The organism is Streptomyces sp. KM273126, assembly GCF_004337435.2.
Taxonomy (GTDB): domain Bacteria; phylum Actinomycetota; class Actinomycetes; order Streptomycetales; family Streptomycetaceae; genus Streptomyces; species Streptomyces acidicola.
Genome location: NZ_SJXB02000002.1, coordinates 2,378,044 through 2,390,644 on the forward strand (window position 1 = coordinate 2,378,044; position 12,601 = coordinate 2,390,644).

The 12,601-nt window shown below is 70.8% G+C and carries 10 protein-coding genes; 4 read left to right on the plus strand and 6 right to left on the minus strand.

Annotation, left to right across the window (positions count from 1 at the left end; all coding sequences use genetic code 11):
* Positions 1-88: 88 nt before the first annotated feature.
* The 6 genes from E0500_RS41165 to E0500_RS41190 all read right to left on the minus strand — a co-directional run bounded on the left by E0500_RS41165 (position 89) and on the right by E0500_RS41190 (position 6,939).
* Positions 89-757 carry a thioredoxin domain-containing protein gene (locus E0500_RS41165; RefSeq protein ID WP_131569357.1) on the minus strand — a complete coding sequence of 223 codons (669 nt, stop codon included), beginning with the start codon at positions 755-757 and terminating at the stop codon, positions 89-91.
* Positions 754-2,847, minus strand: coding sequence for a cytochrome c oxidase assembly protein (locus E0500_RS41170; protein ID WP_165935167.1), 2,094 nt, complete (start codon positions 2,845-2,847; stop codon positions 754-756). Before E0500_RS41170 ends, E0500_RS41165 begins: the two co-directional genes overlap by 4 nt.
* Positions 2,837-3,469, minus strand: coding sequence for a copper resistance CopC family protein (locus E0500_RS41175; RefSeq protein ID WP_131569353.1), 633 nt, complete (start codon positions 3,467-3,469; stop codon positions 2,837-2,839). The genes E0500_RS41170 and E0500_RS41175 overlap by 11 nt, the downstream gene beginning before the upstream one ends.
* Before the next feature lie 88 nt (positions 3,470-3,557).
* Positions 3,558-4,229: a hypothetical protein gene (locus E0500_RS41180; RefSeq protein WP_131569351.1), complete on the minus strand. Its 672-nt coding sequence runs from the start codon at positions 4,227-4,229 to the stop codon at positions 3,558-3,560.
* A 219-nt stretch (positions 4,230-4,448) separates the two neighbouring features.
* The gene (locus tag E0500_RS41185) at positions 4,449-5,780 is read right to left on the minus strand and encodes a polysaccharide lyase family 1 protein (protein WP_258573791.1); all 1,332 of its coding nucleotides are present in this window, start codon (positions 5,778-5,780) and stop codon (positions 4,449-4,451) included.
* Positions 5,781-5,910: 130 nt separating this feature from the next.
* The gene (locus E0500_RS41190; RefSeq protein ID WP_131569349.1) at positions 5,911-6,939 is read right to left on the minus strand and encodes a LacI family DNA-binding transcriptional regulator; all 1,029 of its coding nucleotides are present in this window, start codon (positions 6,937-6,939) and stop codon (positions 5,911-5,913) included.
* 365 nt (positions 6,940-7,304) lie between these two features.
* Between E0500_RS41190 and E0500_RS41195 the strand changes: the two genes are divergently transcribed.
* The 4 genes from E0500_RS41195 (at position 7,305) to E0500_RS41210 (ending at position 12,596) form a co-directional block, all read left to right on the plus strand.
* On the plus strand, positions 7,305-8,621 hold the full coding sequence (locus E0500_RS41195; protein ID WP_131569347.1) for a sugar ABC transporter substrate-binding protein: 1,317 nt from the start codon (positions 7,305-7,307) through the stop codon (positions 8,619-8,621).
* Between the two features lie 122 nt (positions 8,622-8,743).
* Positions 8,744-9,712, plus strand: coding sequence for a carbohydrate ABC transporter permease (locus E0500_RS41200; protein ID WP_131569231.1), 969 nt, complete (start codon positions 8,744-8,746; stop codon positions 9,710-9,712).
* 40 nt (positions 9,713-9,752) lie between these two features.
* Positions 9,753-10,574 (plus strand): carbohydrate ABC transporter permease, encoded by an 822-nt coding sequence (locus E0500_RS41205; protein ID WP_131569229.1) that lies wholly within the window; start codon positions 9,753-9,755, stop codon positions 10,572-10,574.
* Positions 10,575-10,628: 54 nt separating this feature from the next.
* On the plus strand, positions 10,629-12,596 hold the full coding sequence (locus E0500_RS41210) for a beta-L-arabinofuranosidase domain-containing protein (RefSeq protein WP_131569228.1): 1,968 nt from the start codon (positions 10,629-10,631) through the stop codon (positions 12,594-12,596).
* Positions 12,597-12,601 lie beyond the last annotated feature (5 nt).

Below are 12,601 nucleotides of genomic sequence, written 5' to 3' on the forward strand. Positions count from 1 at the left end.
ATACGTGGGGTGGTGCGGGGCTGTTCACAGGGCCGGCAGGCGCATGCCCGGCCACCGAGCGGATGTTGTGTGCTGTCTCCGCTCACGGTCACTTGGACAGCCGGTCGTCGATGAGCGCCTTGAACACCTCGTAGGAGCCCGGAGTGGGGATCCCGGTTCCGTCGACGAAGAAGGTCGGGGTGCCCTGCACGCCCAGGCCGAGGCCGTCGCGCTGGTCGTCCTGGACGCGCCCGGCCACCTCCGGATCGGCGAGGTCGGCGTCGAACTGGTCCATGTCCAGGCCGAGTTCCTTCGCGTATCCACGGAAGACGGACTCCTTCCACTCCTGCGACTCGCCCCACTCCTTCTGGGTGGTGAAGAGCTTGGTGTACATGTCCTCGAACCTGCCCTGGCGCGCGGCGGCCTCGGCGGTACGCGCGGCGAGTTCGCCGTTGCGGTGGCCGGGCATCGGGAAGTAGCGGGCGACGAAGGTGACCCGGTCGCCGTACTCCTCGCGGAGTTGCTCCACCATCGGGTACACCGCCCCGCACGCCTCGCACTCGAAGTCGAGGAACTCGACGATCGTCAGTTCGCTCTTCTTCGGGTCGGTGAGACGGTGGCTGGTGTCGCGGACGGGCAGTGCCTCGGCGGCGGGCTGGACGTTCACACCGCCGGCGTCGCGGTCGTCGGGGGAGAACAGCAGGAAGGCGCCGAGGGCGGCGGCGAAGCCGGCCACGATCACCGCGGCGACGACGAGGTGTTTCTTCAGCTTCTTCATGATTCCTCGGTGGTGGACGTGGACGTGGGCGCCGTCTTTGCCTTGGGCTCGGTCGTGGTGGGGTGGGCGGGACGCCGGTCGCGGGCGTGCAGGCTCGCCAGGTAGGCGTTGTAGGCGGCCAGCGGGTCACCCGCGTCGCCGCGGTCGATCTGCCGGTCGACACGGCGGGCTTCGCGCTGGTCGGAGCGGACCCACTGGACGGCCAGGATGATCGTGGTGATCAGGACGGGGATGTCGCCGGTGGCCCAGGCGATGGCACCGGCGTTGTACTGGTCGTCCATGGCGTCCGTGACCCAGGGCCGGTCGAGCAGTGACCACCAGCCCTCGCCGATCAGGTCGGTGGAGCTCATCAGCGAAATGCTGAACCAGGAGTGGAACGGCATCGTCAGGATCAGGACGAACAGCCTGCCCAGATGCGGTGGGCGACGCGGCCCGGGGTCGATGCCGATGACCACCCAGAAGAACAGCAGCCCCGCGGCGAGGAAGTGCACCAGCATGACCATGTGCCCGAGGTGGCTGCGCATCAGCGTTTCGAAGAGCGAGCTGTAGTAGACGGCGAAGGCGCTGCCGATGAACAGCACGCTCGCGACGGCCGGATGCGAGAGGACTTTGACGTAGCGGCTGTGGAGCAGCTTCAGCAGCATTTCCCGTGGGCCGTCCGGCTCCCCTTTCGGGGCGGCGGGCAGAGCCCGGAGCGCGAGCGTGGCGGGGGCTCCGAGGACGAGCAGGATCGGCACGGTCATCGCGAGGATCATGTGCTGACCCATGTGCACGCTGAACAGCACCTTGCCGTAGACCGCGAGGCCGCTCATCGTGGCCAGCACGGTCACCGCCAGGCCCAGCAGCCACGAAATCGTGCGCCCGACCGGCCACTTGTCGCCCCGGGCGCGCAACTTCCGTACGCCGGCCAGGTACAGCAGCGCGGCGGCCGCCGTACCGAACGCGAACAGCGGGTCGAAGTGCCACTGGGTGAACAGCGGCGTCCAGGGGAAGTCGCCGAGCGGCGGCGGCATGGCGAAGCCCAGCAGTTCCTCGGTGGGCGACACCGAGGCGTCACCGGCGCCGGGAGCAGGGGTGCGTGACAGGCCCACCGCGAGCCCGATCGCTGCCGCCATGAGAAGGAGCTCACCGACGGCGAGGCGGACGAACCCCCGCCACTCGCCGCCCTTCAGGGCGGGCAGCGTACGGCGCCGGTGCCACCCGCCGATACCGCCCAGAGCGGCGAGCGCCAGCGCCTTGGCGAGGACCATCAACCCGTACCGGCTGGTGAAGACGTCCCCCGGGGAGGGAAGCCGGACGGCGACGTTCACGAGGCCGCTGGCGGCGACCGCGAGCAGTGCCCATGCGGCGAGCGGGCTGAAGCGCCGGACCGCGTCCACCGCCTGCTCCTCACGGCGTGCGGCCACGATCAGAACGAAGACCAGCCCGCCGACCCACACCGCGACGCCGAGCAGGTGCAGGGCGAGGCTGGTGACCGCGGCGTCATGGTTGCCCGCCGCGGAGGAGTGTCCGGTGAACGCGGGCGGCAGCAGACCGGCAAGGGCGACGACGAGCGCCACGCGGGCCCAGCGGGCGCTGCCGATGCCTACGCCCAGCGTCGCGATCACGCCCGCTGCGCCCGCCATCAGCGCGTACGAGCGGCCTTGTGCGTCCGTGGTGACGAAGTCCGCCAGCACGGCCGGAGAGAGGATCTCGGGGACGGGCTGGGCGAACAGGTCCGAGAGCAGGAACGCGAGCGTGGCGGCCGACGCCACGGCCCACATCGCGGCAGCCGCGGCGGCCCAGGTGAGATAGCGCAGTTGGGCCGGGCCGAGCCTCTTGCCGCCCGGCAACAGCACGGCGACCAGCAGCAGCGCGCCCACGGTCGCCGTGGCGGCCGCGTCGGCGATGGTACGGGCCACCGGCAGACCCCAGGCGGTCAGCGCACCGGCATCCGGGATTCCGGGGATCGCGGTCGCGGTGCCGTCACCGGCCCATACCGCGACCGCGGCGACGGCTACGGCGAGGCCGACCGATCCGGCCAGCACGAGCGGCAGCTGCGGCAGCCGCCCGGCCCTGGTGGTGGTCCCTGTCGTGGTTTCAGTCGCCATGACGGGCTCGCCTCCGTCGTGCGACGTACGCGCCCACGGCTGCCACGACCCCCGTGGCCAGCGCGCCGACCAGGACGAGAACGGGGACAGTCCCTCCGGAGGACTCCCCTCCGGAGGACTCCCCGTCGGTGCTGTCCGCGGCGGCATCCGCGGTGGTCTCCTCGGCGGCACGGGGGACAGCCGCGCCCTCCGACTCCGTCTCTCGCGCAGACGGGGCGGGACTGTCGGCCGCTGCCTCGACGGTGAAGGAGTACGAGCCCGAGACCGGATGGCCGTCGGCGGAGACGACCCGGTAGCCCACCGTGTAGAGCCCGGCGGGCGAGGTGGGATCCAGCGCGAGGCTGACCTCCTTCCCCGAGACCTCGGGCTCGTCCGTAGCAGCGGACTTCCCGTCCGGGTCGGTGACCGCGACCTTGGCGTACTTCTGGGTCATCGGGTCGCTGAAGGTCAGCGTGATGCGCGGTGGCAGTTCGGCGAGCGCGGCGTCGGCAGCGGGACTGGCGCTGTCGAGGTCGGTGTGAGCGGCGGCCCGCGGCGCGGCGGTGGCCAGGGCCGCCAGAGCGGCGGGCAGAACGAGGACACGTGCCGCCGTACGGACGGCACGCCGGTCAGTGACGTACATGAAGGGCGAAACTCTCTGGGACACCCGGCAGCACCAGCCGCCGGGACGAGGAGGACCGGCCCGCCGGGCGGCCCTCGCATCACCCCCGTCAGGGCGGGTGGAGAGCGCCGAGCGGTGTCGGCCGGAGAAGGACGAACGGACCGTGCCCGCGGCGCGGCGGCGCCCTGCCCGCGTGCAGCCGCACGAGAAGTGCCGACATCAACGGCGAGGAACTTTCGGGGACCACGGCCTGCGGACCGGTCCCGTGCCGACCACCGAACAACGGCCAGAAGAACAGCAGCAGACCCCGTACGACGACCAGCAGTGACGTGCTCTGCCACAACAGCCGCTCCGTGACGCCCAACAGACGGGCGGCGAGCAGCAGGGAGACCAGATGACCGGCGACCAGTACACCGGGCGGCGGCCCCGCGGTCGCGTCGTGCTCGATCAACCGGAGCGGACCGCCGGCCGAGCCGTCCTGTCCCGTCACCGCGGCGCAGGCACCCGGCAGCGAGTAGACGACGTGGTACGTGAGCTGGGCGAGGACGAGCACGCCCAGCAGTTGGGTGTCTGTCAGCCGGTGCCGCGTCAGCAGCAGCGCACCGGGCAGCGCCACGGCCGCCATGGCGGCCACGACGAGCCACTGGGGTGCATGGCCCTGCGCCAGCACGTGCCCTGCCAGCGGCAGCAGCACGCACAGCACGGCGAGTACCCCGGCTCGAAGACCCCGCAGCGCACCGGACGTCGGCGAGCCGGGTCCTCGCAGGCAGTGCGTGCGCATCTGATCGGGGCTTTCGGGAGTCGGTCCGTCGCGGCAACGGAGTCGCGGCAATGGAGGGCAGGGGCGGGTCGGATACGCCGGACCACGTGTCCCGCGCACCTGGAAGCCTACCGACCGGCCCACCCGTGGCTTCACGCGCGGGGTGGTGCCCCGGGCACCACCCCGCGCGTGACCGGAGGTTTCGCCAGGCCCGACGGACGACGCCAGGGGAGGACGACGTCAGGGCGCCGGATGCGCGCCGCGACCAGGCCCCGAGTGGTGGAGGACGTACCACTGCACGGCGGCCGCCGACCGCAGTGGGCGGTAGGCGTAGACGGCGGCCGGGTTCCAGCCGGTGTCGGTGGTGAACCCGTCGCCTGCCTCGGCGGCGGCTGCCGCGTTGAGGGAGGCCGGGCGGCCGTTCAGCCACGAGCCGGTGTCGCGGAAACGTGTGCCCCCGTAGATCGCGACCGGCACCGAGGGGTGGACGCCGGGGCCCTCGTACAGGAAGACGTTCCGCTCGGAGACGATCGCGGACTCGACGCCGATGCCGAGTGCGTAGACGGTGTCCCGGGCCCGGCCGCGATAGACGTTGTTCACGACGTGGACCTGGCCGAAGCGGACGCGCGGCGCACGCTGGGCGATGTCGGTGAAGAGGTTCCGGACGAAGGTCACCTTCAAATGCCCGCGGTCGCGGTCGCCCCGCCCGTCGCCGGAGCCGATCAGGATCGCCTTGTCATGGTCGGTGAACCGGCTGTCCGAGACGGTGATGAAGTCCGAACCGTCCTCGATGTCCAGCAGCCCGTCGTGTCGTTGGACCCGCTCGCCGTGGAAGCCGGCCGGCGCCGTGCGGTCGGGGAAACGGCCGTCGGTGAACGTGCAGTGGTCGATCCAGATGTTCCGTCCGGTGATCACCGTCAGGGCGTCGAAGCGGGCGTTCCAGTTGCCCTGCTCCCCGTCGTCCGGTGACCAGGTGGTGAAGTGGTCGACAGGTGCCTCGAGAAGGAGGTTACGGATGATGATGTTGGTGCCCGTGTTGACGGTCAGGAAGACTCCGAGCAGGCGTGCGTCGCCTCCCGTGCCCAGGAGCGTCGTGTTGCTCGGCACGGTCAGCTGGATCTGCTGCTTCTCCCTGTTGGAACCGGTCTGCCGCAGCGTCCGTTGCAGCTTGCAGTAGTCGTAACGGGTGTCGGACCAGACGGCGCCGTCCTCGCCGAAGCACGACATGTACTTCGCCAGGTCGTAGCCGGGGGCGTAGTCCTGTTCGCCGAGCAGCGTGCCGTCGTCCGCCTCGTGGCCGTTGATGTCTCCTTGGACCCGGATGACCTTGGGCGCGTTCGGGTCACCGTGGTTGGCGAGCGCTTCCTTCAGCTCCGCACGCGTCGAGACCGTCCACGTCGACTCCGGGGCGGCTCCCGCGCCTCCCGTGGTGCCGCCGCGGGCGGAAGCCCAGCCGACGGGGCCGGCATCACCGGGGCCGGAAGCGAACGAGCTCGCCGATCCCGCCGGCAGCAGTGCACAGACCAGCAGGGCGGCCACGAGGAAAGCCCTGAGCAACTGGCTTGCGGACAACGCTCCGCGAACCCGGCTGCCGCATAAATGAGGGTGGACCGACTCAGGCACCGTCACCGGGGCAACGGTAGGAGCGGCGCCTCACCGGTTCAACACCCGTGACAGACATCGCGAGCCGGAAGCGTGCGGTTCAGGACAGCGGCGCCGTGGAACCCCTGATCACCACCCGGCAGGGCAGGCTCTCGACTCCTGACCTCGGTGCTCCCCCGATCGCCGTGAACAAGGCGTGCGCGGCTGCGCGGCCCACCTGTTCGAGGTTCATGTCGACGCTGGTCAGCGGCGGGCGGGAGGCGGAGGTCAGGACCCGCCAGTTGTCGAAGCCCATGACCGCCACGTCCTCCGGCACCCGATGGCCGCGCTCACGCAGGACGTCCATGACGCCACGGGCTATCTGATCGCTGCCGCACAGGACAGCGTCCACGTCCGGGTGCTGGTCGAGCAGCATCGCGGTCGCCGCCCGCCCCCAGCCCTCCGACCACGCCCCGAACCGAGACTGGCCGACCAGGGCGAGGCCGGCGTCGGCGAGCGCGGCCAGGGCCCCCTCGGCCCGGTCCTGCGACGCGAGATACCCGGGGTCGCCGGTGATGTGCGCGATCCTGGTACGGCCGCAGGCGAGCAGATGGTCCACCGCGATCCGGCCCGCGCCGACGTTGTCGGGGACGATGGACAGGTCCTCCGCGTCGTCCGACGGTGCGTAGGCGTAGACGACGGGCACGGGCAGTTCGCGTCCCAGGGAGGGGCGCGGGTCGGTCCGGCTGCCCACGACAATCAGGCCGTCGACCCGGCGGCCGAGCAACGCGCGGACGTGGTGCTGCTCACGGATCGCGTCACCACGGGCGTCGCAGAGGAACACCGCGACCTCGCCCGCACCGAACGCGTCCTCGGCACCCATGAGGATCGGGATGCTGAACCGCCCCTCCAGGTCGCTGGTGAGCAGACCGACGGTGCCCGTCCGCCCGGCCAGCAGGCCCCGGGCCACCTGGTTGGGCCGGAACGACAGCCGCTCCGCCGCCTCGATCACCCGCTGTCTGGTCTCCGCGCGCACCTGGCTGCGGCCGTTCAAGGCCTTGGACGCGGTGGCGACGGACACACCGGCCAGCCGGGCGACGTCGCTGAGCGTGGCGGGATGCGAACGAGAGGGGCCGGTGGCCTGTGCCATGGTCTACTCCTGTCTCGCGTCGCGTGCCGACGCCGTCGAGCGCGGCACGCCGCGCGGAAAACAGTACGGGAAACCTTTCGGTCACGGCATGCCAAGGGGTTTCGGGCATCCGGCTCCAGGCGTTTCCTGCAAGGGGATTGACGGTTGATGAGCCGGGTCCTAGCGTCTCTGAAAGCCTTTTCGGTTCGTTTCTTTTGATCGCCGCTGTCGCCGCTGTCGCCAGTGAGTTCGTCACCGAGTTTCGTCACCGCGCTTCGTCGCGGAGTTCGTCACAGCCTGTTCGTCGCAGAGTTCAGTGCCACCACATCCATCGTCCCGACCGGCCGGCCCGCCCAGGGCCCGCCGCCCACGAGGGAGGATCGACCATGGGGAGCACGGCCGGACCGCTCGGACGCCTACGCCGCCTCGTCACCGGCGCCATCGCACTCCTCGCCGCCGCGAGTCTGGTCACGGCATGCGGGTCGGGGGAGGACGGTTCGGGTGGCGGGGGAGGAAGCGGAGCCGCGAACGCCAAGGGCGTCGACGATGGCGCCAAGTTGACGATGTGGACGCGTGCGGCGACCCGGCCGCAGAGCGAGGCCCTCGTCAAGGCGTACAACGCGAGCCACAAGAACAAGATCGAGCTGACCGTCATCCCCACTGACGACTACCAGGCCAAGGTCGGTGCCGCAGCCGGCTCCCGTGACCTGCCCGACCTGTTCGCCTCCGACGTGGTGTTCGTACCGAACTACACCTCCAGTGCGCTCTTCGCCGACATCACCGAACGCGTCGACGCCCTGCCGTTCGCGAAGCACCTGGCCCAGTCGCACATCAAGGCCGGTACGTACGAAGGCAGGAAGTACGTCGTGCCGCACACCCTGGATCTGTCGGTGCTCTTCTACAACAAGGAGCTCTACCGCCGGGCCCAGCTCGACCCGGAGAAGCCGCCCACCAGCCTTCGCGAGTGGGACCGGCAGGCCCGGGCCGTGGACGCGCTGGGCGGAGGTGTCAACGGCACCTTCTTCGGCGGCAACTGCGGCGGCTGCGGCGTCTTCACCTGGTGGCCGTCGATCTGGGCCGCCGACGAGGACGTGCTGAACAAGGAGGGCACGGAAGCCCAACTCTCCTCCGACACCGCGAAGAAGGTCTACGAGACCTACCGCGGCTGGGTGCGGGACGACATCGTGGCCCCCGGCGCACGCGACGAGACGGGCACGACCTGGACCGGAGTCTTCCCCAAGGGCAAGGTCGGCGTGATGCCGATGCCGTCGACCACCCTGGGGCTGATGCCCAAGAACCTCGACCTCGGTGTCGCGCCCATCCCCGGACCCGACGGCGGCAAGTCCACCTTCATCGGTGGTGACGCCATCGGCATCTCCGCCACCAGCAAGTCGCCCGACCAGGCCTGGAACTTCCTCGCCTGGTCCCTGGGCGACAAGGCCCAGGTCGACGTGGTCGCCGCGAACAAGGACGTGGTGGCGCGTACCGATCTGGCGTCCAACAAGCACTCCAAGGCGGACCCACGGCTGGTGACGATCAACCAGCTCGTCGCGCACGGCCGCACTCCGTACGCGCTGAAGTTCGGCCAGACCTTCAACGATCCCAACGGACCCTGGCTGACCCTCATGCGCGACGCCCTCTTCGGCGACGAGGGGGCACTCGACAAGGACAACGACGCAGTCAGTGCTTCCCTGGCCGACTGAATGGCTCCGAGGTTCAGGCCCGGGGAGTACGGCACCGTCAGCCGATGCCCCGGCGCCACCCCGCGCCGGGCACTGCCCCGCCCCCGGCACCACCCTCCCACGTCCCACGGCAGAGGAGACCCATGCAGGTGAAGGCGCCCGACCGGACGGCGGCCGAACGTCCGTCGTCCCGGCCGGAACGACGGAACCGCACGTTCCGCGGTGCGGCGCCCCGTTGGTGGCGGTCCCGCACGGTCAAGGGCATGGGCTACGCGGCGCCCACGGCCGTGTTCGTCGCGGTCTTCTTCGTGCTGCCCCTGCTCCTCGTCGGACAGATGTCGCTCAGCGACTGGCCACTGCTCGCGGGAGACCGCGGGGTCAACGCGCCGGAGAACTACACCGACGTCACCGACAGCGCCCTCTTCTGGCCCGCGGTGCGCTTCACCCTCCTCTACACCGTGATCGTCACGGTCGTCCTGCTCGGGCTCGCACTCCTCCTCGCGCTGCTGGTGCAGGAGTCCCGCCCGGGCGCGGGCTTCTTCCGCACGGTCTACTTCCTGCCCAGCGCCCTGGGCCTGGCCTCCGCCTCCCTGCTGTTCTGGGGTCTGTACAGCCCCACCACCGGCCCGCTCAGCCGGGTCCTGGAAAAGCTCGGCGTCGTCGACGACCCCGTGTCGTTCCTGGGCTCGCCGACGTCCGCCCTGCTGTCGACGGTGTTCCTCATCGTCTGGAAGTTCGCGGGCTTCTACATGCTGATCCTGCTCGTGGGTCTCCAGCGCATCCCCCACGAGGTGTACGAGGCCGCCCGGATGGACGGGGCCGGCCGCGGCCAGATCTTCCGCTCCGTCACACTGCCGCTGCTGCGGCCGTCCCTCGCCCTGACCCTGCTGCTCTGCGTGACCGGATCCCTGCTCGCCTTCGACCAGTTCTTCATCCTCACCAAGGGCGGACCGGACAACAGCACGGTGACCGTCGTCCAGTTGATCTACCGGGAGGCCTTCCAGCGGCTGAACCTCGGCACCGCGGCCGCTCTCTCGATCACCGTGCTGGGCGTGCTGCTCCTGCTCAACGCCCTCCAGTTCGGCGGTCTGCGCCGCGCCGACGAGTCATGACCCCCACCTCGACACCCGCCTCACGAGAAGGGACACCACGGTGCTCACCCGCGCCCTGGGCCGGACGCCTCACTACGTCGTCGCCGGAGGTCTGGCCGTCATCTTCCTGTTCCCCCTGCTGTGGAACACCTGGGCCTCGTTCAGCGGACAGCCCGGCACCGCGCAGGAGTCCGGCTACGGCTTCGGCAACTACAGGACGCTGCTGGACTACGACGCCGGCCTGTGGCGGTACCTCCTCAACAGCACCGTCGTCTCGGCACTGACCGTCGCCCTGACCCTCGGAGTGTCGCTGCTCGGCGGCTACGCCTTCGCCCGCTTCGACTTCCCCGGCAGGAACCTGCTGTTCCTGCTCACCCTGGCCATCCTCATGGTCCCGTACGCCACGCTCCTCATCCCGCTCTACGTGCTGCTCGGCAGGCTCCATCTGCAGAACTCGCTGATCGGACTGAGCCTCGTACTGGCCATGTTCCAGCTGCCGTTCGCCACCTTCATGATGCGGATCTCCTTCGAGGCGGTGCCGCGCGAACTGGAGGAGTCGGCACTGGTCGACGGCTGCGGCACGGCGGGCGCGCTGCGCCGGGTCCTCCTCCCGGCGGTGCGACCGGGACTGATCACCGTGGGACTCTTCGCCTTCCTCGCGGCCTGGAACGATTTCATCGCGCCCTTGATCCTCATCTCGGACAGCGAGAAGGCGCCGCTGCCCCTGGCTGTCGCGAACCTGCGGCAGCAGAGCATGGGCGCCGTCGACTACGGCGCCACCGAGGCGGGTGTGGTGGTCCTCGCCGTCCCCTGCCTCCTCCTCTTCCTGCTGCTGCAACGGCACTACATACGGGGCTTCATGTCCGGCGCGCTCAAGGGCTGAAGTCCGCCACGGCACACATCCACGACCGAAGGGACCAACCGAAGGCATGAACTGGTGAGGGAGAACACGACGCGGCCGCCCGTACTGCCGGTGGCGCCCACCCGGGGACGACTGCGGCCGCTGGGGCTGGACGAGGTCAGGATCACCGGAGGCTTCTGGGCCCGGCGCAGGCACACCAACGCGACCGCCACACTCGGCCACTGCCGTGACTGGATGGAACGCGTCGGCTGGACCGGAAACTTCCGGGCCGCGGCCGAGGGCCGGATCCACCGCGACCGGCGCGGCCGCGAGTTCGCCGACTCCGAGATCTACAAGCTCCTCGAAGCCATGGCCTGGGAGGCCGGGAGCGGCTCAGCGGCCACCACGCTCGACGCGGAGACGGCCATGCTCACCGGGGCCGTCGCATCCGCCCAGGAACCGGACGGCTACCTGAACACCGCCTTCGGCCGCCCCGGACAGCAGCCCCGCTACAGCGACCTCGAATGGGGCCACGAGCTCTACTGCCACGGACATCTCATCCAGGCCGGTGTGGCCCAGGCCAGAGCCCGGGGCGAGGGCGAGCTGACGAAGATCGCCCGGCGAGCCGCCGACCACATCTGCGCCACCTTCGGCCCGGGAGGCATCGAGGGCGTCTGCGGACATCCGGGGATCGAGACCGCCCTGGTGGAACTCGCCAGGCTGACAGGGGAGCAGCGCTACCTCGACCAGGCGGCCCTCTTCGTCGACCGCCGCGGACACCAGGCGCTCGCCGACATCGAGTTCGGCCGCGCCTACTACCAGGACGACGTACCCGTGCGGGACGCCACTGTGCTGCGCGGACACGCCGTGCGTGCCCTCTACCTGGCGGCCGGTGCCGTCGACGTCGCCGTCGAGACCGGGGACGACGGCCTGCTCGACGCGGTCGTACGGCAGTGGGAGGCGGCGGTCGCCCGGCGGACCTATCTGACGGGCGGTATGGGCTCGCACCACCGTGACGAGTCCTTCGGTGACGACTTCGTGCTGCCGCCGGACCGCGCCTACTCGGAGACCTGCGCCGCGGTCGCCTCCGTCATGCTCAGCTGGCGGTTGCTGCTGGCCACGGGGGAGCCGCGCTTCGCCGACCTGGCCGAGCGGACCCTGTTCAACGTGGTCGCGGTGTCCCCGTCCGCGGACGGCCGGGCCTTCTTCTACGCCAACACCCTGCACCGGCGCACCCGGGGCGCCGTGCCCGCCGCGGACGCCGACAGTCCACGCGCCGAGTCGAGCCTGCGCGCACCCTGGTTCGCGGTGTCCTGCTGCCCGACCAACGTGGCGCGGACCCTGGCCCAACTGCCCGCCTACCTGGCGACGGTGGACGACCACGGCGTACAACTGCACCAGTACGCCGACGCGGAGATCGCCACCTCCCTCGCCGGCGGCCACGGCGTCGCGCTCCGGGTCCGTACCGACTACCCGTCCGGCGGGACCGTGGCCGTGCGGGTCGTCAGGTCTCCGGACCGCCCCTGGACCCTGTCGCTGCGCGTCCCCGAATGGGCGGCGGGCGCCACCGCGTCGCTGGTCGGCCCGGACGGGACACGCCGCTCCGTCCCGCCGGGCACCGCCGAGGTCACCCGGGTCTTCCGGCCCGGTGACGAAGTACGGCTCGAACTGCCCGTGACACCGCGCTGGGTGCGGGCCGACCCGCGCGTCGACGCGGTACGCGGCACGGTGGCCGTCCAGCGCGGACCACTCGTGTACTGCGCCGAGTCCGTGGACCTGCCGGACGGGCGGGAGGTCGACGCGGTGCGGGTGGATCCGTCCGTGGAGCCGGAGGACGGTCCGGGCGACGCGGGCGGCACCGTCGTCGTGGCCGGAGAGATCGGCGCGACTCCCGAACGCAGCAACGACGCGGCCTGGCCGTACGAACCGCTCGACCGTCCCACGGCGAGGGCCGCCGACCGCACGGGGATCGTTCTGGTGCCCTACCACTCCTGGGCGAACCGTGGGCCCTCGACGATGCGCGTCTGGCTGCCGACGGCCGAGCCGAGGACGACAGAACCGTAGACAAC

Bases quoted from the DNA above. Each gene is read 5' to 3' on its own strand.
- E0500_RS41195 (WP_131569347.1), top strand. From the start codon at position 7,305: ATGGGGAGCACGGCCGGACCGCTCGGACGCCTACGCCGCCTCGTCACC.
- E0500_RS41180 (WP_131569351.1), bottom strand. From the start codon at position 4,229: ATGCGCACGCACTGCCTGCGAGGACCCGGCTCGCCGACGTCCGGTGCG.
- E0500_RS41175 (WP_131569353.1), bottom strand. From the start codon at position 3,469: ATGTACGTCACTGACCGGCGTGCCGTCCGTACGGCGGCACGTGTCCTC.
- E0500_RS41165 (WP_131569357.1), bottom strand. From the start codon at position 757: ATGAAGAAGCTGAAGAAACACCTCGTCGTCGCCGCGGTGATCGTGGCC.
- E0500_RS41190 (WP_131569349.1), bottom strand. From the start codon at position 6,939: ATGGCACAGGCCACCGGCCCCTCTCGTTCGCATCCCGCCACGCTCAGC.
- E0500_RS41200 (WP_131569231.1), top strand. From the start codon at position 8,744: ATGCAGGTGAAGGCGCCCGACCGGACGGCGGCCGAACGTCCGTCGTCC.
- E0500_RS41170 (WP_165935167.1), bottom strand. From the start codon at position 2,847: ATGGCGACTGAAACCACGACAGGGACCACCACCAGGGCCGGGCGGCTG.